This window comes from Pseudomonas sp. JC1203, from assembly GCF_056175065.1.
The window spans coordinates 166377-187149 of record NZ_JBWCAM010000005.1; the positions used below are offsets into that span (position 1 = coordinate 166377).

General features: G+C 63.8%; 18 protein-coding genes. 1 reads left to right on the plus strand and 17 read right to left on the minus strand.

Annotation, left to right across the window (positions count from 1 at the left end):
• Positions 1-10 precede the first annotated feature (10 nt).
• The gene (locus AC0SZ7_RS09970) at positions 11-364 is read right to left on the minus strand and encodes a YkgJ family cysteine cluster protein (RefSeq protein ID WP_475504244.1); all 354 of its coding nucleotides are present in this window, start codon (positions 362-364) and stop codon (positions 11-13) included.
• A gap of 187 nt (positions 365-551) precedes the next feature.
• Positions 552-1268, minus strand: a complete 717-nt coding sequence (locus tag AC0SZ7_RS09975) for a CbtA family protein (RefSeq protein ID WP_475504245.1) — start codon at positions 1266-1268, stop codon at positions 552-554.
• Positions 1269-1373: 105 nt separating this feature from the next.
• On the opposite strand from AC0SZ7_RS09975, the gene AC0SZ7_RS09980 reads away from it, so the two are divergent.
• On the plus strand, positions 1374-1772 hold the full coding sequence (locus AC0SZ7_RS09980) for a VOC family protein (RefSeq protein WP_475504246.1): 399 nt from the start codon (positions 1374-1376) through the stop codon (positions 1770-1772).
• 351 nt (positions 1773-2123) lie between these two features.
• On the opposite strand, the gene AC0SZ7_RS09985 is transcribed toward AC0SZ7_RS09980, so the two are convergent.
• From AC0SZ7_RS09985 to aceA, 15 genes are all read right to left on the minus strand, one after another.
• Positions 2124-3221 (minus strand): alpha/beta hydrolase, encoded by a 1098-nt coding sequence (locus AC0SZ7_RS09985; RefSeq protein WP_475504247.1) that lies wholly within the window; start codon positions 3219-3221, stop codon positions 2124-2126.
• A 318-nt stretch (positions 3222-3539) separates the two neighbouring features.
• Entirely contained in the window at positions 3540-5009 is a 1470-nt protein-coding gene (gene nuoN / locus AC0SZ7_RS09990) for an NADH-quinone oxidoreductase subunit NuoN (RefSeq protein ID WP_475504248.1), read from the minus strand.
• 7 nt (positions 5010-5016) lie between these two features.
• Positions 5017-6549: an NADH-quinone oxidoreductase subunit M gene (gene nuoM, locus AC0SZ7_RS09995; protein ID WP_475504249.1), complete on the minus strand. Its 1533-nt coding sequence runs from the start codon at positions 6547-6549 to the stop codon at positions 5017-5019.
• A gap of 40 nt (positions 6550-6589) precedes the next feature.
• Positions 6590-8443 carry an NADH-quinone oxidoreductase subunit L gene (gene nuoL / locus AC0SZ7_RS10000; RefSeq protein ID WP_475504250.1) on the minus strand — a complete coding sequence of 618 codons (1854 nt, stop codon included), beginning with the start codon at positions 8441-8443 and terminating at the stop codon, positions 6590-6592.
• Complete coding sequence (nuoK, locus tag AC0SZ7_RS10005) at positions 8440-8748, minus strand: NADH-quinone oxidoreductase subunit NuoK (RefSeq protein ID WP_008369052.1); 309 nt, start codon at positions 8746-8748, stop codon at positions 8440-8442. The genes nuoL and nuoK overlap by 4 nt, the downstream gene beginning before the upstream one ends.
• A gap of 3 nt (positions 8749-8751) precedes the next feature.
• Positions 8752-9252 carry an NADH-quinone oxidoreductase subunit J gene (gene nuoJ / locus AC0SZ7_RS10010; RefSeq protein ID WP_475504251.1) on the minus strand — a complete coding sequence of 167 codons (501 nt, stop codon included), beginning with the start codon at positions 9250-9252 and terminating at the stop codon, positions 8752-8754.
• Between the two features lie 9 nt (positions 9253-9261).
• Positions 9262-9810, minus strand: coding sequence for an NADH-quinone oxidoreductase subunit NuoI (nuoI, locus tag AC0SZ7_RS10015; RefSeq protein WP_475504252.1), 549 nt, complete (start codon positions 9808-9810; stop codon positions 9262-9264).
• An 11-nt stretch (positions 9811-9821) separates the two neighbouring features.
• Positions 9822-10829: an NADH-quinone oxidoreductase subunit NuoH gene (nuoH, locus tag AC0SZ7_RS10020; RefSeq protein WP_475504253.1), complete on the minus strand. Its 1008-nt coding sequence runs from the start codon at positions 10827-10829 to the stop codon at positions 9822-9824.
• Complete coding sequence (gene nuoG / locus AC0SZ7_RS10025; RefSeq protein WP_475504254.1) at positions 10826-13537, minus strand: NADH-quinone oxidoreductase subunit NuoG; 2712 nt, start codon at positions 13535-13537, stop codon at positions 10826-10828. The genes nuoH and nuoG overlap by 4 nt, the downstream gene beginning before the upstream one ends.
• 130 nt (positions 13538-13667) lie before the next feature.
• Positions 13668-15023, minus strand: coding sequence for an NADH-quinone oxidoreductase subunit NuoF (gene nuoF / locus AC0SZ7_RS10030; protein WP_475504255.1), 1356 nt, complete (start codon positions 15021-15023; stop codon positions 13668-13670).
• Positions 15020-15517 carry an NADH-quinone oxidoreductase subunit NuoE gene (gene nuoE / locus AC0SZ7_RS10035; protein ID WP_007970445.1) on the minus strand — a complete coding sequence of 166 codons (498 nt, stop codon included), beginning with the start codon at positions 15515-15517 and terminating at the stop codon, positions 15020-15022. The genes nuoF and nuoE overlap by 4 nt, the downstream gene beginning before the upstream one ends.
• A gap of 2 nt (positions 15518-15519) precedes the next feature.
• Positions 15520-17301 carry an NADH-quinone oxidoreductase subunit C/D gene (gene nuoC / locus AC0SZ7_RS10040; protein WP_475504256.1) on the minus strand — a complete coding sequence of 594 codons (1782 nt, stop codon included), beginning with the start codon at positions 17299-17301 and terminating at the stop codon, positions 15520-15522.
• A 74-nt stretch (positions 17302-17375) separates the two neighbouring features.
• Positions 17376-18050, minus strand: a complete 675-nt coding sequence (locus AC0SZ7_RS10045) for a NuoB/complex I 20 kDa subunit family protein (RefSeq protein WP_158156576.1) — start codon at positions 18048-18050, stop codon at positions 17376-17378.
• Between the two features lie 10 nt (positions 18051-18060).
• The gene (locus AC0SZ7_RS10050) at positions 18061-18474 is read right to left on the minus strand and encodes an NADH-quinone oxidoreductase subunit A (protein ID WP_008369061.1); all 414 of its coding nucleotides are present in this window, start codon (positions 18472-18474) and stop codon (positions 18061-18063) included.
• A 595-nt stretch (positions 18475-19069) separates the two neighbouring features.
• On the minus strand, positions 19070-20395 hold the full coding sequence (gene aceA, locus AC0SZ7_RS10055) for an isocitrate lyase (RefSeq protein ID WP_416425234.1): 1326 nt from the start codon (positions 20393-20395) through the stop codon (positions 19070-19072).
• Positions 20396-20773: the final 378 nt, after the last annotated feature.

Below are 20773 nucleotides of genomic sequence, written 5' to 3' on the forward strand. Positions count from 1 at the left end.
CGCCTTGTTTTCAGGCGCTCAGTGCCCAGCCTGGCTCCAGTGCTGGCAGGCCGTGGTGCGCGCGGGCGCGGTCGCAGGCTTCGTTGTGCGCGCCGGTCTCCCACGATGCCTCGAATTCGCGGCAGGTGCTGGAGCGTTGTTCATACATGGTGCAACCCACCGAGCAGCCGATTTCACCCGCCAGGCTGGTGCAGCGCGTTGGCTTGACCTCGGTGCCGCGCATGGCGACGTGGTTGGGGCTGACCTGCACGGTCAGGTCGTCGGGTACCAGGCCGCCCCCCGAGGTGCATTCGCCCCAATAAAAAGACACACGGAAAAACGCGCAGCAGGCGCCGCAACTCACGCAAGGGTTGTTATCAGACATGATGGAGGCTGGATTCGATACGGGCGGCGAACTCAGGACGAGGACCGCAACCGAGCGCCTATTCTAGGCATCGCCGCGCGGTTGAGAAGAGGGAAACGGGGGGCGTGAGCAAATATAAATGTGTGGATTTGTGGGCGCTTTTGTGAAGCGAAAACCGGCCTTGCGCCGGCTTTCGCAGCACCCTGTTTCAGCGCCCGGCCAACAGACGTTGGCGCTTGAAATCACGCTCGGTCAGGTAGCCGAAAACAAGCCCGAGGGCGCTCCACATCACCAGCTGGATACCCAGGGTGGCCAGGCGGAACTGCCAGAGGTTTTCCGCCGGGAAGCCCTCGGGCACCTCGTTCACCGGCGGGAACACCGAGCCCCCCAGGTTCACCACCAGCAGGTACAGGGCGATGCCGATTAGTGCCCCGGTCCAGACGCCATGGCGCGGTAGCAGGTTACGCGCGAAGTTCACCGCAATGACCATGGCCACCACCGACAGCATGACCATCAGCAAGAAAAGGTGGGTGCGCTCGCGGATGGTTTCCGGGTCGCCAATGGACGGTGGGTTGGCCGGGTATTTCAACGCCGGTACCACGATTACCGCCACGAATGCCGCCAGTGCCAGCAAGGCCGCCAGCCCACGCGGCCCCAGGCGCCCCACACGCCCTACGCAGTTGGCGAAGGCCAGGGCGAACAGCGCACCCATGCTGGCGCTGTACACCACCACGCCGCTGATCAGGCCTATTCCACTTTGCAGCTCGCGGCCCAATAATTCGGGAGCAGGGCCCTGGTCCAGCTGTTCCTCGAAGGCAAATGCCTGGTCGATCTGGGGTTCGCCGAAGCACTTGGCGAAGCTGAACGCGAGAAAGCCGGCAAGGATGCCGACGAACATGCCGCGCAGAAGCAGGGAACCGGTCATGAAGGCGCTCGTGCAATGAAGGGGTGTTGCCGAGTTTAAACCGGCCTTGGGCCATTGCGACGGGGCTGAGTTTTTTGTCATGCAGGATGAAAAAGAGGACGAGCCATGTACAGCCACATTCAACTGGGTGCCCGCGATTTGCCGCGGTTGGCGGCGTTCTATGACGCCGTGCTGCATGAACTGGGGTTCGAACGCATGCCCGATGACAACGACGGCGGGCCGCCGGGTGCCGGCTGGCAGATTCCAGGGCGGCGCTGGCCGCAGTTTTTCGTGCAGGAACCGTTCAATGGGCTGCCGGCCACCTGGGGCAATGGCGTGCAGGTCAGCTTTGCTGCGGGCAGCCGCGCGCAGGTTGAAGCAGCGTGGACGACAGCCCTGCAGATGGGCGGGCAGGATGAAGGCGCCCCGGGCCTGCGACCGCAGTATTCAGCCGACTACTACGGTGCCTATTGCCGTGACCCCGAGGGCAATAAACTCTGCTTTGTGCACGCGGAAGGCCTGTAGCAGCGGCCGCAAGGCCGTGTCTGGGCGGGCTACGGTGTTGGCGGTGGACGCAGCCTGCGGCAGCTGCTACGTGGATGCGGCGGAGTGATCTGTAGCAGTGGCCGCAAGGCCGCGTCCGGGCGGGCTACGGTGTTGGCGCCGGACGCAGCCTGCGGCAGCTGCTACGTGGATGCGGCGGAGTGATCTGTAGCAGCGGCCGCAAGGCCGCGTCCGGGCGCGGTACGGTGCTGGCGCTGGACGCAGCCTGCGGCAGCTGCTACGTGGATGCGGCGGAGTGATCTGTAGCAGCGGCCGCAAGGCCGCGTCCGGGCGCGGTACGGTGCTGGCGCTGGACGCAGCCTGCGGCAGCTGCTACGGGGCCAGGGTGTCGGGGGTGTTGGAGGTTGCGCGGTGCAGGTCGGCGGTCAGGCGCTCGCCGGCGTAGGCCTGGGCCTGCGCCGATTTCTGCACCAGGTTGCCCAGCCCGAAGAATTCATGGGTGACGCCGCTGTACACGCGCCGTTCCACATTCACACCGGCGGCCTTCAACGCGGTCTCCATCAACGCGCCATCGTCACGCAGCGGGTCGACCTCGGCGTTGATCAGCGTCACCGGTGGCAAGCCCTGCAGGTTGGCATGCAGCACGTCCAGACGCGGGTCCTGCCTCTGCGCCGGGTCGCTGAGCAGTTGGTTGAAGAACCACGGCATCATTGCCGCGTTCAATGGCTTGGCGTGGGCGTACCTGCTGTAGGACTCGGTGTCGCTCCCGGTCTGGGTCACCGGGTAAACCGCCAACACGTGCTTGGGCGCGGCCAGGCCTTGCTCATGCGCACTGATGGCGGTGGCCAGGGCCAGGTTGCCGCCAGCACTTTCACCGGCCAGGGCCAGGTGCATGGGGTCACCGCCCACGGCGCGGGCGTAGTGGGTCAACCAGCGGTACACCGCCACGCCGTCATCGGCGGCGGCCGGGAAGCGGTTCTCGGGGGCACGGCGGTAGTCGATGGACACCACCACGGCATCGGCCAGCTTGGCCAGGGCCCGGGCCGAGCTGTCATACACCTTGCGGTCTGCCAGCACCCAGCCACCGCCGTGGAAGTACAGGATCACCGGCTTGAAGCCACCGCCCTCCGGCGTATAGACCGTGGCCGGAATCTGCCCTGCGGCGCCGGGCACGTTGCGGTCGTACGCCGTTACCCCAGGCACATCCCCGCTAACGCCCTGGTCCGCCAGCACCGCCTTGGCGGCATCGGCCAGGGTGGGCTGCACGCGCGCGGTGCCCACGTCCAGTGTCTCGATGGGTTGCGGGTTGAGGTTGGCCAGCTTGTCCAGCACCAGCGTCATGTCGGCGTCGGTGCGCAGGTTGGCGGCTTCGGCCTGCGCCAGTTGCTCGGCGGTGGGGGCTTTGGGGGCGCTGGAACAGGCGGCTAGCAGAGCGACGGCGAGCAACAGCAGAGGGAAGGGTTTGGTCATCGACAGGGGGCCTTGAACGGAGAAAAAGGACTCACCCAACTGTAGCGCCTGGCGCAGAGCGGCGCGACACAAATCCAGGGCGTACCAGCTGATCTCACAGACAGAACTGGCCCGAAACAGATGTGGGAGGGGGCTCTGCCCCCGAAGCGCCGCGCGGGCGGCGCGCGGTCTCAAGATCACTGCAAACCCCAAGGCATGCACCTGCCAGCCCCACCGCAATCGCGTAGCCGCAGCCTGGCGGCAGCGGCTACAGGATTGCGTGGGGAAAAACAAAACACCCCGCACGAGGGCGGGGTGTCTTGTACAACCAGGTTTCAATCAACCAATCAGCTGAAACCCTGCATGCTGCACCAGGTCCAGCAGCGGCTGCGGGTACACACCCAGCGCGAATGCCAGGATGGCGATGGCCAGCAGCATTACGCCACCGGTACGCTGTTCCCAGTTGAACGGTGCATCGTGACGACGCAGGGTCGGCTCGATCAGGTACAGGGTGACCATCACGCGCAGGTAGTAGAACACGCCGATGGCGCTACCGATCACCAGGGCGCCGGTCAGCCACCACAGGTGCGATTCGACGCCGGTGGCGATGATGTAGAACTTGCCGATGAAGCCGGCGGTCAGCGGGATGCCGGCCAGGGACAGCATCATCACGGTCAGCACGGCGGTCAGGTACGGGCGGCGCCAGAACAGGCCGCGGTATTCGTACAGGGCGTCGGCGTCACGGCCGTTGTACGGCGAGGACATCAGGGTAATCACGCCGAAGGCGCCAAGGCTGGTGATCACGTAGGTCACCAGGTACACGCCGATGGCTTCCAGCGCCAGGCCCTTGCTGGCCACCAGCGCGATCAGCAGGTAGCCGAAGTGGGCGATGGAGCTGAAACCCAGCAGGCGCTTGAGGTTGGTCTGGGTCACCGCCAGCAGGTTGCCGATGATGATCGAGGCTACCGCAATCACTTCCAGCACAGTGGTCAGCACGCCGCTGCTGGCCGCAGGCGACAGCTGGAACAGACGCACCACAACGGCGAACACCGCGACCTTGCTGGCGGTGGCCAGAAAGGCCGCCACCGGCGCCGGGGCGCCTTCGTAGACGTCCGGGGTCCACAGGTGGAAGGGTACCAGCGACAGCTTGAACGCCAGGCCGACGAACATCATGCCCAGGCCCAGGGCCGCCAGGCTGCTCGGCTTGCCGGTGGCTGCCAGGGCGCGGCCAATTTCAGCGAACTGCAGGCTGCCGGCGTCGGCATACAGCAGCGCCATGCCGAACAGCAGGAAGGCGGAACCTGCGGCCGACAGCACCATGTACTTGATGCCGGCTTCCAGCGAACGCTTGTTGAAGAACGCATAGGCGATCAGGCCGTAGGTCGGCACCGACAGCAGTTCCAGGCCGATGAACAGGCTCGACAGGTGCTGCGCGCTGACCAGGACCATGCCGCCGGCGGCGGCCATCAAAATCAGCAGGTACAGCTCTTCGCGGTTGCCCGGGTAACCCGAGCCGCCATCACCCAGGTAGGCGTGGGCCAGGGTCACGCACGCAAGCGTGGCCACCAGGATCAAGGCAATGTACAGGCAGGCGAAGTGGTCGATCTGGATCAGCGAGGTGACGCTGATGGGCGACACCTTCAGTGCCGGCAACACCGACAGCAGGGCAATGTTCAGCCCCGCCACCGACAGCAGAAAGGTTTGCGAGTGATTGCGCCGCCAGGCAATCGCCAGCATCACCACGACAACGGTGAGGCTGGTGATCAGCAGCGGTGCAAGCGCGATAAAGTGTTGAAGGGTCAGGTCCATAGCGCTCTTACCGGGCCGAAGCGAGTTGAGTGAAAGCGGTGCCGAACCACTGCTGCACACCGGCCATGGTGGCGGCCGAGGTGTCCAGGAACGGTTGCGGGTAGACGCCAAGCAGTACCAGCAGGGCGGCAAGGCCCAGCACCATGATCAGTTCGCGGTTGTCCATGCCGGCCAGGATCGCGTCGGATTTCGACGGGCCGAAGTAGGCGCGGTGGATCATGATCAGCGAGTACACGGAGCCGAACACCAGGCCGCTGGTGGCGATGATGATCACCACCGGGGCAATCGGGAAGCTGCCGATCAGGATCAGGAACTCGCCGACGAAGTTGCCGGTGCCCGGCAGGCCCAGCGACGCTGCCGCGAAGAACAGGCTGATGGCCGGCAGGTAGGCGATGCGCGACCACAGGCCGCCCATTTCACGCATGTCACGGGTGTGCAGGCGCTCATACAGCTGGCCGCTGAGGATAAACAGCGCGGCAGCCGACAGGCCGTGCGCGAGCATCTGGACCACCGCGCCCTGCAGCGCCTGTTGCGAACCCGAGTAGATGCCGATCAGCACGAAGCCCATGTGCGACACACTGGAGAACGCGATCAGGCGCTTGATGTCGGTCTGCGCGAACGCCAGGAAGGCGCCGTAGAAGATGCCGACCAGGCCCAGGGTCATGGCAATCGGCGCGAACTCCGCCGAGGCGTGCGGGAACAGCGGCAGGGCGAAGCGCAGCAGGCCGTAGGCCGCGGTCTTCAGCAGAATACCGGCCAGGTCGACCGAACCTGCGGTAGGTGCCTGGGCGTGGGCGTCCGGCAGCCAGGAGTGGAACGGCACCACCGGCAGCTTCACCGCGAACGCGATGAAAAAGCCCAGCATCAGGATGTATTCCACGCCGTGTGGCAGGTTGGCCTTCAGCAGGTCGCTGTAGTTGAAGGTCAGCACGCCGGTGTTGTTGTAGTTGAACAACACCAGGCCCAGGATCGCCACCAGCATGATCAGGCCGCTGGCCTGGGTGAAGATGAAGAACTTGGTCGCCGCGTAGATCCGGGTCTTCTTGCCGTCTGCCGAGCTGTGACCCCAGAGCGCGATGAGGAAGTACATCGGCACCAGCATCATTTCCCAGAAGAAGAAGAACAGGAACAGGTCCAGGGCCAGGAACACCCCGACCACGCCGCCCAGGATCCACATCAGGTTGAGGTGGAAGAAGCCGACGTGGCGCTGGATCTCTTTCCAGGAACACAGCACCGACAGCACGCCGAGCAGGCCGGTCAGCAAGATCATCAGCAGTGACAGGCCATCCAGGCCCAGGTGCACGCTGATGCCGAAGCGCTCGATCCACTGGACCTTGAATTCGTAGGCCCAGACAGGAGCGGCGCCCGGGGCAGGGGCCAGGTGGTAGTCGCCATGGGCCCACAGCCAGAGGCCGAGGGCGAGTTCCAGGGACATGGTCAGCAACGCGATCCAGCGTGGCAGGGTGGCGCCGGAGCGCTCACCCAGCCAGCACAGAAGGCCGCCGATAAAGGGGATCAGGATCAGCCAGGGCAAAATCATGACGGGCTCAATTCCTTTCGCAAAGTCGCAAGGTTCATAGTCAGACCGCAGCCAGTACAACGGCGCCCAGTACCAATACGGCACCGGCGGCGATGGAGGCGGCGTACCAGCGCAGCTGGCCCGTTTCGGTACGGCTCATGGCATTGTTGCCGCCTTTGGCCATGCGCGGGATCAGGCCGATGGTCTGGTCCACGGGGTCTTTGCGCAGCATATGGCTGATAGCCAGGTACGGTTTGACGAACAGTTTGTCGTAGATCCAGTCGAAGCCCCAGGCGGCGAACCACCAGGCCGACAGCACGCGGCCAAGGCTGCTGTTGGCGATGGCGGTGGCCACGCGGCGCTTGCCCAGGAACAGCAGGGCCGACAGCAGGATACCGGCCAGGGCGATGGCGCCCGAGGCAATTTCCAGGCTGTGCTTGGCTTCGCCGCCGGCATGGCCGACGCTTTCCGGCAGCACGCCCGCCAGTGGTGGGTGGATCCAGGCGCCAACGAAGGTCGACAGCACGATCAGCACGCCCAGCGGCAGCCAATGGGAAATACCGTGGCCGGGGTGGGCGTCGGTCTTGGCCTCGCCGTGGAAGGCGATGAAGATCAGGCGGAAGGTGTAGATCGAGGTCATGAACGCGCCCACCAGGCCTGCGTACAGCAGGTAGGTGTGGCCGCTGGCGAAGGCTTCCCAGAGGATCTCGTCCTTGGAGTAGAAGCCCACGGTCAGGATCGGCAGGGCCGACAGCGCCGCGCCACCAACGATGAAGCAGGCGTAGGCCAGCGGCAGTTTCTTCCACAGGCCGCCCATCTTGAAGATGTTCTGCTCGTGGTGGCAGCCAACGATCACCGCACCCGAGGCAAGGAACAGCAGGGCCTTGAAGAAGGCGTGGGTCATCAGGTGGAAGATCGCGCCTTCCCAGGCGCCAACGCCCAGGGCCAGGAACATGTAGCCGATCTGGCTCATGGTGGAGTAGGCGAGGATACGCTTGATGTCGGTCTGCACCAGGGCTGCGAAGCCGGCCAGTACCAGGGTCACGCCGCCGACGATGCCCACCAGGTGCAGGATATCCGGCGCCAGGGCGAACAGGCCGTGGGTACGGGCAATCAGGTACACGCCCGCGGTTACCATGGTGGCGGCGTGGATCAGTGCCGACACCGGAGTCGGGCCGGCCATGGCGTCTGCCAGCCAGGTCTGCAGCGGCAGCTGGGCCGATTTACCGACCGCGCCGCCCAGCAGCATCAGGGTAGCGAACACAATCCAGAAGTCGCCGACCTTGAAGTGCGCAGGGGCACGCACCATCAGTTCCTGGATATTCAGCGTGCCCAACTGCTGGAACAGGATGAACAGGCCGATGGCCATGAACACGTCACCGATACGGGTAACGATGAACGCTTTCAGTGCGGCGTTGCCGTTGGCGCGGTTGCTGTAGTAGAAACCGATCAGCAGGTAGCTGCACAGGCCCACGCCTTCCCAGCCGAAGTACAGGAACAGCAGGTTGTCGGCCAGTACCAGGAACAGCATGCTGGCGATGAACAGGTTGGTGTACGAGAAGAAGCGCGAGTAGCCCTCTTCACCGCGCATGTACCAGGACGCGAACAGGTGGATCAGGAAGCCCACGCCCACCACCACGCCCAGCATGGTCACCGACAGGCCGTCGACGTACAGGGCGAAGTTGGGTTCGAAGCCATCTACCGACATCCAGCGCCACAGCACCAGGGTGTAGTGGCCTGCTTCAGGCGGGCTGACGTTGAACTGCCAGATGACCCAGGCGGCGACAATCGCCGACAGGCCGATGGAGCCCACGCCGATCAGCGCCGAGAGGTTCTCGGAAAACCGCCCGCGCGAGAACGACAGCAGCAGGAAGCCGATCAGGGGGAATACGAAAGTCAGGAAGATTAGGTTCATCCGCGCATCTCACTGGCAGCGTCGATATCAAGCGTGTGGAAGCGGCGGTACAGCTGCAGCAAAATCGCCAGGCCAATGCTGGCCTCGGCGGCTGCCAGGGTGATGACCAGGATGAACATGATCTGTCCATCCGGCTGCGCCCAGCGTGCACCGGCCACGACGAACGCCAGCGCAGTGGCGTTCATCATGATTTCCAGGCTCATCAATACGAACAGAATGTTGCGGCGTACCAACACGCCCATCAGGCCCAGGCAGAACAGCACACCGGCTACTGCGAGACCATGTTCCAGGGGAATAGATGACATGAGTTACTCCTTCGCCTCGTTGCGGCCCAGGTGGAAGGCGGTGACCACGGCCGCCAGCAGCAGCATCGAGGCCAGTTCCACCACCAGCAGGTAGGGGCCGAACAGGCTTACGCCCACGGCCTTGGCGTCCACGGTCTGCTGGCCGATGGCCGCGCCCGAAGGCTCGGCGAACAGCACGTACAGCAGTTCGAACAGCAGCATGCCAGCGAGGAAAATGGGGCCTGCCCAGATACCCGGCTTGAACCAGCCACGTTCCTGCAGCACCGAGGCCGGGCCCAGGTTGAGCATCATCACCACGAAGACGAACAGCACCATGATGGCGCCGGCGTAGACGATCACTTCCAGCACACCGGCAAACGGCGCGCCCAGGCTGAAGAAGGTCATGGACACGGCAATCAGCGAGATGATCAGGTACAGCAGCGCGTGCACGGGGTTGGTGTTGGTGATCACCCTGAAGGTGGACACCACGGCGACTCCGGCTGCGAAATAGAAAGCGAATTCCATCTTTCTTCCTTAAGGGAGCAAGCTCTTCACGTTGATCGGCTCGGCTTCGTTCTGCGCGGCGCCTTTCGGCTTGCCGGCAACGGCCATCCCTGCAACGCGATAGAAGTTGTAGTCAGGGTTCTTGCCGGGGCCGGAGATCAGCAGATCTTCTTTCTCGTACACCAGGTCCTGACGCTTGAACTCGGCCATTTCGAAATCCGGGGTCAGCTGGATCGCGGTGGTCGGGCACGCTTCCTCGCACAGGCCGCAGAAAATGCAGCGGGAGAAGTTGATGCGGAAGAAGTCCGGGTACCAGCGGCCGTCTTCGGTCTCGGCCTTCTGCAGCGAGATGCAACCCACCGGGCAGGCCACGGCGCACAGGTTGCACGCCACGCAGCGCTCTTCGCCGTCGGGGTCGCGGGTCAGCACGATGCGGCCGCGGTAGCGCGGCGGCAGGTACACGGCTTCTTCGGGGTACTGCAGGGTGTCACGCTTGCGGAAGCCATGGCCGAAAATCATCACCAGGCTGCGCAGCTGGGTACCAGTACCCTTAATGACGTCACCAATATATTTGAACATGGGTCAAATCCTCACTGGGCCGCAACAGCTGGCGTGTTCAACAACACGAGCGCAGCGGTCACCAGCAAATTGATCAGGGTCAGCGGCAAGCAGAATTTCCAGCTGAAATCCATCACCTGGTCATACCGTGGGCGCGGAATCGAGGCGCGCAGCAGGATGAAGATCATGATGAAGAACGCGGTCTTGAGCGCGAACCACAGGAACGACAGCTGCGGCAGGATATCGAACGGGCCGTGCCAGCCACCGAAGAACAGGGTCACCAGCAGCGCCGAGATCATGATGATGCCGATGTACTCGCCGACGAAGAACATGCCCCATTTCATGCCGGCGTATTCGATGTGGTAGCCGTCGGCCAGTTCCTGCTCCGCTTCCGGTTGGTCGAAGGGGTGACGGTGAGTCACTGCCACGCCGGCGACGAAGAAGGTGCAGAAGCCGAAGAACTGCGGAATGATGAACCACAGGTGCTGGGACTGGTATTCAACGATGTCGCGCATGTTGAACGAGCCCACCTGCGCCACGATGCCCATCAGCGCCAGGCCCATGAACACTTCGTACGACACGGTCTGCGCCGACGCCCGCAGGCTGCCGAGCAGGGCGTACTTGTTGTTCGACGACCAGCCGGCGAACAGCACCGCGTACACCGAAAGCCCCGCCATGGCGAAGAAGAACAGCAGGCCGATGTTCAGGTCGGCGATGCCCCAGGTAGGGGTCAGCGGGATGATGGCGAAGGCGATCAGCAAGGCACTCATGGCCACCACCGGCGCCAGGGTGAAGATCACCCGGTCGACGAACGGTGGGTTCCAGTCTTCCTTGAAGAACATCTTCAGCATGTCGGCGGCGATCTGGAACATGCCGAACGGGCCGACACGGTTCGGACCGTAGCGGTCCTGCCACCAGCCCAGCAGGCGACGTTCGACGAAGCTGAGCAACGCGCCGCAGACCACCACGGCCAGCATGATCACCAAGGCCTTCACGACAGCAATGATGATGTCGATCACTTCAGGGGTGAACCAGGTCATTGTGCTGCCTCCTGCAGGCCGTCGACGGTAGCGCCGGCGAACGCTGGCGGAATGCCGGCGAAGCCTGCGGGCAGGGCCACCAGGCCCGCGCCGAGTTCTTCATTGATGCGCAGCGGCAGGCGCAGGGCCACGCCCGCGACGTTCAGGCTCAGCAGCGCGCCGTCGTTGACGCCCAGGCGGTCGGCTTCCGACTTGGCCAGGCTGACGTAGGCGGCCTGGATGCGTTCCTGTACCGGCGCTGCGCGGGACGAGTTTTCCTCGGAGCCGAACAGGTGGTGCACAGGCACGGCGGTCCATGTGCCACGGGCCGGGGCGAAGGCACCCGGGATGGCGCTGAACCAGTTCAGGCTGTCGCCCTGGGTTTCGATCAGGCGGGTGCCCGGGTCGCCTGCGCGCAGGTGGCCACCGACCTCGTCCTGGAACTTGTTCCAGGCCTGTGGCGAGTTCCAGCCCGGCGACCAGGCGAACGGCACCTGCTGGCGCGGCTCGACGGAGCCCGAGTAGCCTTCCATGGAGAAGGCGAACGCGGTGTCCTTGTCTTGCGGGGTGCGCGGCTCGTGCACGCTGATGTTGGCGCGCATAGCCGTGCGGCCGCTGTAGCGCAGCGGTTCACGGGCAAGCTTCAGGCCCTTGATGCGGAACGCCGCCGACGGTGCGGCCTCGACGATACGCGCAAGTGCCGGCTTGCTGTTGGCCACGGCCTGGGTCACCTGGTCCAGCAGGGTGTAATCGACCTGACGGTCCAAAAGCGTGCTGCGCAGGGCATGCAGCCAGCGCCAGCCTTCGTGGATCAGGTTGCTTGAGTCCAGGTACGCCGGGTCGAACACCTGGAAGAAGCGCTGGGCGCGGCCTTCCTGGCTGATCAAGGTACCGTCGCCTTCGGCGAAGCTGGCCGCTGGCAGCACCAGGTGGGCGCGGTCGGCGGTGGCGGTCTGCTGGTGGTCAGCGACGATCACTACCTTGGCGGCGGCCAGGGCAGCATCGACCTTGGCGGCCGGCAGGCGGGTGTACAGGTCGTTTTCGAGGATGACCAGGGCATCGGCACGGCCGTCGATCACCGCGTCCAGCGCAGCGTCAACCGACTCGCCACCCAGCATGGCCAGGCCCAGGCTGTTGGCCTCGGGTACCACCAGGCTCAGCGAGCCTTGCTTGCCGGCCAGGTTCAGCGCCTTGGCAATGTTGGCGGCGGCCTCGATCAGGGCGTTGCTGCCCAGCGAGGTGCCGGACACGATCAGCGGGCGCTTGGCCTTCAGCAGGGCATCGGCGATGCGTTGCGCCAGCTCCAGGGCTTCGGCGTCCAGGCCGGCAACGGCAGGGGCGCTGGCGTCCAGGGCGTGGGCCACGGCGAAACCGATGCGCGCCAGGTCTTCAGGCGCTGCGTGTACGCATTCCTCGGCCACGTCATCGAGCTTGGTGTCGGTCAGGCTGGCGATGAACAGCGGGTGCAGGGCGTGCTGGCCGATATTCTTGACCGCTGCGTCCAGCCAGGGCTGTACGCGCATGCCGTCGGCCATCTCCACGGCCTTGCCCTTGACCGATTGGCGCAGGGCCAGGGCCATGCGCGCGGCGGTCTGGGTGAGGTCTTCGCCTAGCACGAATACAGCGTCGTGGTCTTCCACTTCGCGCAGGCTCGGGATCGGCAGCGGGCTGTTCTTCAGCACGTCCAGCACCAGGCGAATACGGCCCAGTTCAGCGGCTTCGATACCGCTGTAGAAGTGCTCGCCACCCACCAGTTCCAGCAGGGCGAAGTTGCTTTCAAGGCTGGCGCGCGGCGAACCGATACCGACGATGTTGCGGCCGCGCAGCAGCTCGGCGGCCTTGTCCAGGGCAGCGTCCAGGCCCAGCTTCTGCTGGCCCAGCAGCGGCTGGCGCGGGCGGTCCTTGCGGTTCACGTAGCCGTAGCCGAAACGGCCGCGGTCGCACAGGAAGTAGTGGTTGACCGAACCGTTGTAGCGGTTCTCCACGCGGCGCAGTTCGCCGTAACGCTCGCCGGGGCTGATGTTGCAGCCGCTGCTGCAGCCGTGGCAGATGCTGGGGGCGAACTGCATGTCCCACTTGCGGTTGTAGCGCTCGGAGTGGGTCTTGTCGGTGAACACACCGGTCGGGCAGACCTCGGTGAGGTTGCCGGAGAACTCGCTTTCCAGCACGCCGTCTTCAACGCGGCCGAAGTACACGTTGTCGTGGGCGCCGTATACGCCCAGGTCGGTGCCGCCGGCGTAGTCCTTGTAGAAGCGGACGCAGCGGTAGCAGGCGATGCAGCGGTTCATCTCGTGGGCGATGAACGGGCCGAGTTCCTGGTTCTGGTGCGTGCGCTTGGTGAAGCGGTAGCGCCGCTCGTTGTGACCGGTCATCACGGTCATGTCCTGCAGGTGGCAGTGGCCGCCTTCCTCGCACACCGGGCAGTCGTGCGGGTGGTTGGTCATCAGCCATTCGACCACACTGGCGCGGAACGCCTTGGACTCCTCGTCTTCGATGGAGATCCAGGTGTTGTCGGTGGCAGGGGTCATGCACGACATGACGATGCGACCACGGGTGTCGTTCTCGTCGGTGTATTGCTTGACCGCGCACTGGCGACAGGCACCAACGCTACCCAGTGCGGGGTGCCAGCAGAAATAAGGGATGTCGAGGCCAAGCGACAGACAGGCCTGTAACAGGTTGTCTGCGCCATCGACTTCGAGCGCTTTGCCGTCTACGTGGATAGTGGCCATGGTTCAAAGTTCTTCGTTGGCCCGCGTGGGCGGGCGTGGCTAATGGAAAGCTGTGTGCTCGCACGCGGCCCGTCAACGGCGGGCAGGGCGCGGGCAGCCGGTGGCACGGACCACCGGCTTTTGTGTCTTGTTATGCGCCGACCTGGATCGGGCGCGCCAGGTCCGGGCGCAGGCCGCTGCTTGCGGCGATGCCAGCCTCGAATTCCGGGCGGAAGTATTTGATCGCGCTGCCCAAGGGCTCCACGGCACCGGGTGCGTGGGCACAGAAGGTCTTGCCTGGGCCAAGGAAACCCACCAGGCCCAGCAGCGTCTCGATGTCGCCCTGCTGGCCCTGGCCATTCTCGAGGGCGCGCAGGAGCTTGACGCTCCACGGCAGGCCGTCGCGGCACGGGGTGCAGAAGCCGCACGATTCGCGGGCGAAGAACTCTTCCATGTTGCGCAGCAGCGACACCATGTTGACCTTGTCGTCCACGGCCATGGCCAGGCCCGTACCCATGCGGGTGCCGACCTTGCCGATGCCGCCGGCGTACATTTGCGCGTCCAGGTGTTCGGGCAGCAGGAAGCCGGTACCGGCGCCGCCTGGCTGCCAGCACTTGAGCTTGTAGCCGTCGCGCATGCCGCCGGCGTAGTCTTCGAACAGCTCGCGGGCCGGGATGCCGAACGGCAGTTCCCACAGGCCGGGGTTCTTGACCTTGCCGCTGAAGCCCATCAGCTTGGTGCCGGCGTCTTCGCTGCCTTCGCGGGCCAGCGACTTGTACCAGTCCACGCCGTTGCCGACGATGGCCGGCACGTTGCACAGGGTTTCCACGTTGTTCACGCAGGTCGGCTTGCCCCACACGCCCACGGCGGCCGGGAACGGCGGCTTGGAGCGTGGGTTGGCGCGGCGGCCTTCCAGGGAGTTGATCAGCGCGGTTTCTTCACCGCAGATGTAGCGGCCGGCACCGGTGTGCACGAACAGCTCGAAGTCGAAGCCCGAGCCCAAGATGTTCTTGCCCAGAAGGCCGGCGGCCTTGGCTTCTTCCACCGCACGGTTGAGGTGCTTGGCGGCGGTCACGTACTCGCCGCGCAGGAAGATGTAGCCACGGTAGGCCTTCAGCGCGCGGGCGCTGATGAGCATGCCTTCCACCAGCAGATGGGGCAGTTGCTCCATCAGCATGCGGTCTTTCCAGGTGTTGGGCTCCATTTCATCCGCGTTGCACAGCAGGTAGCGGATGTTCATGGATTCGTCTTTGGGCATCAGGCCCCATTTGACGCCGGTGGGGAAGCCCGCACCGCCACGGCCTTTGAGGCCGGAGTCTTTCACCGTCTGCACGATCTCGTCCTGGGACAGGTCGGCGAACGCCTTGCGCGCAGCGGCGTAGCCGTCCTTTGCCACGTACTCGTCGAACCATACCGGTTCGGCGTCGTCACGCAGGCGCCAGGTCAGCGGGTGGGTTTCCGGGGTCCGCGCAATGCGGTTGGCCGGCCCGAAGGAAGTCAGGGTCATACGTAGCCCTCCAGCAGTTTGGCAACGCCGGCTGGCTGCACGTCACCGAAGGTGTCGTCGTCGATCATCAGCGCCGGGGCTTTGTCGCAGTTGCCCAGGCAGCACACCGGCAACAGGGTGAAGCGGCCGTCTGCGGTGGTCTGGCCGAGGCCGATGCCCAGCTTGCTCTGGATCTCGCTGACGACCGATTCGTGGCCGCCGATGTAGCAGACCATGCTGTCGCACACGCGAATGATGTGGCGGCCCACTGGCTGGCGGAAGATCTGGCTGTAGAAGGTGGCCACGCCTTCGACGTCGCTGGCCGGGATGCCGAGGATCTCGCCAATGGCGTACAGGGCGCCGTCGGGCACCCAGCCGCGCTCCTTCTGCACGATTTTCAGGGCTTCGATGGACGCCGCGCGCGGGTCCTCGTAGTGGTGCAGCTCGTGCTCGATGGCCGAGCGCTCGGTTTCGCTCAGGGCGAAACGGTCAGTCTGGATAAGCGTGCTGTTCATGCTTAGCGGTCCACGTCGGCCATAACGAAGTCGATACTACCCAGGTACGCGATCAAGTCCGCGACCATGCTGCCTTTGATCACCGAAGGGATCTGCTGCAGGTGCGGGTAGCTTGGGGTGCGGATCCGGGTACGGTAGCTCATGGTGCCGCCGTCGCTCGTCAGGTAATAACTGTTGATGCCCTTGGTCGCTTCGATCATCTGGAAGGACTCGTTGGCCGGCATGACCGGGCCCCACGAAACCTGCAGGAAGTGCGTGATCAAGGTTTCGATGTGCTGCAGCGTGCGCTCCTTGGGCGGCGGCGTGGTCAGCGGGTGGTCCGCCTTGTACGGGCCTTCGGGCATGTTGCGCATGCACTGGTCGATGATCTTGATGCTCTGGCGCATTTCTTCCACGCGCACCATGCAGCGGTCATAGGCATCGCCGTTGTGGGCCAGCGGCACTTCGAACTCGAAGTTCTCGTAGCCCGAGTACGGGCGTGCCTTGCGCAGGTCGAAGTCGCAACCGGTGGAACGCAGGCCGGCACCGGTGACGCCCCACTCAAGGGCTTCCTTGGTGTTGTAGGCGGCAACGCCGATGGTACGGCCCTTGAGAATGCTGTTCTGCAGGGCGGCCTTGGTGTATTCGTCGAGGCGCTTGGGCAGCCATTCGACGAAGTCCTTGACCAGCTTGTCCCAGCCGCGCGGCAGGTCGTGGGCCACGCCACCAATGCGGTACCAGGCCGGGTGCAGGCGGAAACCGGTGATGGCCTCGATCACCGTGTACGCCTTCTGGCGGTCGGTGAAGGTGAAGAACACCGGGGTCATGGCGCCCACGTCCTGGATGTAGGTACCCAGGAACAGCAGGTGGCTGGTGATACGGAAGAACTCGGCCATCATGATGCGGATGGTGTCGACCTTCTGTGGCACCTTGATGCCCGCCAGTTTTTCTACCGCCAGCACGTAGGGCAGGTTGTTCATCACCCCGCCCAGGTAGTCGATGCGGTCGGTGTAGGGGATGAAGCTGTGCCAGGACTGGCGCTCGGCCATTTTCTCGGCGCCACGGTGGTGGTAGCCGATGTCGGGCACGCAGTCGACGATCTCTTCGCCGTCCAGCTGCAGGATGATGCGGAACGCACCGTGGGCCGAAGGGTGGTTGGGGCCCAGGTTGAGGAACATGTAGTCCTCGTTGGTGCCCGAACGCTTCATGCCCCAGTCTTCAGGGCGGAAACGCGCGGCTTCCTCTTCCAGCTGCTGCTTGGCCAGGCTCAGGCTGTAGGGGTCGAACTCGGTGGCGCGTGCCGGGTAGTCCTTGCGCAGCGGGTGGCCTTCCCAAGTGGGCGGCATCATGATGCGCGACAGGTGCGGGTGGCCCTGGAAGGTGATGCCGAACATGTCCCAGACTTCACGCTCGTACCAGTTGGCGTTGGGCCAGATACCGGTGACGGTGGGCAGGTTCAGGTCGCCTTCGTGCAGCGCTACCTTGATCATCACGTCGCTGTTCCGCTCCACCGACATCAGGTGGTAGAACACGGTGAAGTCGGCGCCCGGCAGGCCGCGGCGCTGGGTGCGCAGGCGCTCGTCGACGCCATGCAGGTCATACAGCATGGAGTAGGGCTTGGGCACGTTGCGCAGGAAGCTCATCACTTCCTTGAGCTTGGCGCGTTCGATCCACAGCACCGGCATGCCGGTGCGGGTTTCCTGGGCGACGAACGCCTCGGGGCCGAAGCGCTGGTTCAGTTCGACGACCACGTCCTGGTCGTCAGCCTTGTAAGGCGGGATATATAGAGCGGTGTCCGCTGTCATGGTCTCGGTCGCTATTCGTCAACGTACAGAATGAAGCCAGGGTTCTTTGTGGCGGTGCCGGGTAAAGAGCTGGATCAGACTTCGTCGGGGCTGCGCAGGTTGGTGACCGCGATACGCTGTTCGCGGCGTTGTTCCTTTTGCGACGGCATCTCGGCGCGGTACACGCCTTGATCACCGACGACCCAGGACAGCGGGCGACGCTCTTGGCCAATCGATTCCTGCAACAGCATCAGGCCTTGCAGGAAGGCCTCTGGGCGCGGCGGGCAGCCGGGCACATAAACGTCCACAGGGAGGAATTTATCCACCCCTTGAACGACCGAGTAAATGTCGTACATGCCACCGGAGTTGGCGCACGAACCCATGGAGATCACCCACTTGGGCTCCAGCATCTGCTCGTAGAGGCGCTGGATGATCGGCGCCATCTTCACGAAGCAGGTGCCGGCGATGACCATGAAGTCGGCCTGACGCGGCGATGCCCGGATCACTTCCGCGCCAAAGCGGGCGATGTCGTGGGGCGCGGTGAAGGCGGTGGTCATTTCCACGTAGCAGCACGAGAGACCGAAGTTGTACGGCCACAGGGAGTTTTTACGCCCCCAGTTGACCGCACCGCTCAGGACGTCCGAGAGCTTGCCCATGAAAATGTTCTTGTGGACCTGATCCTCTAGCGGATCGGCTACGGTTTCCCGTTCGCCGATCGGATACTGGTCATTGGGTGCATCCGGGTCGATTCTGGTGAGATTGTATTGCATTGCCAAAGCCTCATTGTTTCAGCTTCGCTTGCCGCTTACGGCGACCTTCGGGAGCCCAATCGAGCGCCCCCACTCGCCAAAGGTAGACAAGACCTGCCAACAGAATTGCTATGAAAACGAGTGCTTCGACGAATCCGGCCCAGCCGCTTTCGCGTACCGACACAGACCATGCAAAGAGAAAGAGGGCTTCGATATCGAAGATCACGAACAGCATCGCGACCAGATAGAATTTGGCGGAAAGGCGCAGGCGGGCGCTACCGACCGGCAGCATGCCGGATTCGAATGGTTCGTTCTTGCTGCGGCCCCAGGCCTTGCTGCCCAGCAGGGCGGAGAGCCCCAGCATGAAGGCGCATAGCCCGGCGACACCCAAAAGGAAGATGGCAAAGCCCCAGTTGTGGGCCATGAGTCCTGTCGAATCGGGCATGCTGGAATCCTTAACAGAGAGCAAAAATCTCTGGGCTTGAAAAGTAGTAAAGCAGTGACGATATGTCGCAGCTGAATCTATCGCGCTGATTTTATGGGTAAAGCGGTGGCAAGTAAATTTTCTCCAGCAAATTTATTCGTAGGATTAAGCACATACACACCTTGCAAGTGCCTGCGGGGCCCACGGGCCGGGGGTTGCAGGGTGTTTTATTTATAACGTTGTTACACCCGTCTGGATGGGTTTTTTATATGTAATGATAATCGATATCATTTAAAGAGCTTAAAATCATGTCAAGCCTGACGTCCGCGTTAACCAACTCGTACGTTCTACGCTATTTTCCCTCTATATAAGTTGGCGTGGATCAAGACTTTGGTTGTAGAAGCGTAGTCGATGTGGGGCAGGGCGAAGGAGTGAATGAGGGTGGCGCACTTCGCTCCCTGTAGCAGCGGCCGCCAGGCCGCGTCACGGTGCCACGCATTGCAGCGGCCATGACGCAGCCTTCGGCAGCTGCTACGGGGGGAAGGGGTGCCCTTTGGATCAACGAAAAAGGCCACCTGCGTGGGGTGGCCTTTTTCGTTACGGCGTGTGCGTTACATCAATGGAACTGCTCTTCTTCGGTAGAGCCGGTCAGCGCGGTCACCGACGAGGTGCCGCCCTGGATAACGGTGGTCATGTCGTCGAAGTAGCCGGTGCCCACTTCCTGTTGGTGCGCCACGAAGGTGTAGCCCTTGGCGGCGTCGGCGAACTCCTGTTCCTGCAGTTTCACGTAGGCGGTCATGTCGTTGCGGGCGTAGTCGTGCGCCAGGTTGAACATGCTGTGCCACATGTTGTGGATGCCCGCCAGGGTGATGAACTGGTGCTTGTAGCCCATGGCCGACAGTTCGCGCTGGAACTTGGCGATGGTCGCGTCGTCGAGGTTCTTCTTCCAGTTGAACGACGGCGAGCAGTTGTACGACAGCAGTTGGTCCGGGTATTCCTTCTTGATGGCCTCGGCGAAGCGACGGGCTTCGTCCAGGTCCGGCTTGGCGGTCTCGCACCAGATCAGGTCGGCGTACGGGGCGTAGGCCAGGCCGCGGGCAATGGCCTGGTCGAGGCCGGCGCGCACCTTGTAGAAGCCTTCCTGGGTGCGGGTGCCAGTCACGAATGGCTGGTCGTACGGGTCGCAGTCCGAGGTCAGCAGGTCGGCGGCGTTGGCGTCGGTGCGGGCCAGGATGATGGTCGGCACACCGGCAACGTCAGCGGCCAGGCGCGCTGCGGTCAGCTTCTGCACGGCTTCCTGGGTAGGCACCAGTACCTTGCCACCCATGTGGCCACATTTCTTCACCGAGGCCAGCTGGTCTTCGAAGTGCACGCCGGCGGCGCCTGCCTCGATCATGCTTTTCATCAGCTCGTAGGCGTTCAGCACGCCGCCGAAACCGGCTTCGGCGTCGGCCACGATCGGGGCGAAGTAGTCGATGTAGCCGTCATCGCCCGGGTTCTTGCCGGCTTTCCACTGGATCTGGTCGGCGCGGCGGAACGAGTTGTTGATGCGCTTGACCACGGTCGGCACGGAGTCCACCGGGTACAGCGACTGGTCGGGGTACATCGATTCGGCCGAGTTGTTGTCGGCGGCCACTTGCCAGCCGGACAGGTAGATGGCCTGGATGCCAGCCTTGACCTGTTGCACGGCCTGGCCGCCGGTGAGGGCGCCCATGCAGTTGACGAAGTCCTTGTCCGGACGGAAGGACGGCTTGGCGCCCTGGGTCACCAGGTTCCAGAGCTTCTCGGCGCCCAGGCGGGCCAATGTGTGCTCGGGCTGGATCGAACCGCGCAGACGCACAACGTCGGCAGCAGAGTAGGTCCGGGTTACACCTTTCCAGCGCGGGTTTTCTGCCCAGTCTTTTTCGAGGGCAGCTATTTGTTGTTCGCGTGTCAGTGCCATGGAGATAAACCTCGTCGCATAGGTTTGAATGAAAATTCTCGCTCCGCCGGCGCTGTCCTTACAGAAACACCATTGTGGCGCTCGCAGATCAGAAGCTTAGAAGGTCTGGGACGGGCTTGACGGAGAAGGCGACGATCGAACGGTCGTTCGAAGGAGGGGAAGACAGGTGGCAGGCCAAGATTGCCCGGGCGCACGTGGCTCGTGGTTGCCGTTGTGCGAACGTGCAGGTCTTGCCGTGATGCCGATTGCGCTTCCGTCCCTCGGGACAACTTCTTCGTTCCAGTCGCAATCTCGTCAGGCTGCCTTGTGGGCGTTCCAGACACGAATCGGCTCAGGTGGGTAGGTTAGAGACCGATCCGAAGGCCCTTTCCAGGGCCC

What these genes read in the sequence shown, in the direction of transcription:
- AC0SZ7_RS10045 (WP_158156576.1), bottom strand. Translation starts at nt 18,050, where the DNA reads ATGCAATACAATCTCACCAGAATCGACCCGGATGCACCCAATGACCAG.
- nuoG (WP_475504254.1), bottom strand. Translation starts at nt 13,537, where the DNA reads ATGGCCACTATCCACGTAGACGGCAAAGCGCTCGAAGTCGATGGCGCA.
- nuoN (WP_475504248.1), bottom strand. Translation starts at nt 5,009, where the DNA reads ATGGACCTGACCCTTCAACACTTTATCGCGCTTGCACCGCTGCTGATC.
- nuoJ (WP_475504251.1), bottom strand. Translation starts at nt 9,252, where the DNA reads ATGGAATTCGCTTTCTATTTCGCAGCCGGAGTCGCCGTGGTGTCCACC.
- nuoC (WP_475504256.1), bottom strand. Translation starts at nt 17,301, where the DNA reads ATGACAGCGGACACCGCTCTATATATCCCGCCTTACAAGGCTGACGAC.
- AC0SZ7_RS10050 (WP_008369061.1), bottom strand. Translation starts at nt 18,474, where the DNA reads ATGCCCGATTCGACAGGACTCATGGCCCACAACTGGGGCTTTGCCATC.
- nuoI (WP_475504252.1), bottom strand. Translation starts at nt 9,810, where the DNA reads ATGTTCAAATATATTGGTGACGTCATTAAGGGTACTGGTACCCAGCTG.
- nuoL (WP_475504250.1), bottom strand. Translation starts at nt 8,443, where the DNA reads ATGAACCTAATCTTCCTGACTTTCGTATTCCCCCTGATCGGCTTCCTG.
- nuoF (WP_475504255.1), bottom strand. Translation starts at nt 15,023, where the DNA reads ATGACCCTGACTTCCTTCGGGCCGGCCAACCGCATTGCGCGGACCCCG.
- nuoK (WP_008369052.1), bottom strand. Translation starts at nt 8,748, where the DNA reads ATGTCATCTATTCCCCTGGAACATGGTCTCGCAGTAGCCGGTGTGCTG.
- nuoH (WP_475504253.1), bottom strand. Translation starts at nt 10,829, where the DNA reads ATGACCTGGTTCACCCCTGAAGTGATCGACATCATCATTGCTGTCGTG.
- nuoE (WP_007970445.1), bottom strand. Translation starts at nt 15,517, where the DNA reads ATGAACAGCACGCTTATCCAGACTGACCGTTTCGCCCTGAGCGAAACC.
- nuoM (WP_475504249.1), bottom strand. Translation starts at nt 6,549, where the DNA reads ATGATTTTGCCCTGGCTGATCCTGATCCCCTTTATCGGCGGCCTTCTG.
- AC0SZ7_RS09970 (WP_475504244.1), bottom strand. Translation starts at nt 364, where the DNA reads ATGTCTGATAACAACCCTTGCGTGAGTTGCGGCGCCTGCTGCGCGTTT.
- AC0SZ7_RS09980 (WP_475504246.1), top strand. Translation starts at nt 1,374, where the DNA reads ATGTACAGCCACATTCAACTGGGTGCCCGCGATTTGCCGCGGTTGGCG.
- AC0SZ7_RS09985 (WP_475504247.1), bottom strand. Translation starts at nt 3,221, where the DNA reads ATGACCAAACCCTTCCCTCTGCTGTTGCTCGCCGTCGCTCTGCTAGCC.
- aceA (WP_416425234.1), bottom strand. Translation starts at nt 20,395, where the DNA reads ATGGCACTGACACGCGAACAACAAATAGCTGCCCTCGAAAAAGACTGG.
- AC0SZ7_RS09975 (WP_475504245.1), bottom strand. Translation starts at nt 1,268, where the DNA reads ATGACCGGTTCCCTGCTTCTGCGCGGCATGTTCGTCGGCATCCTTGCC.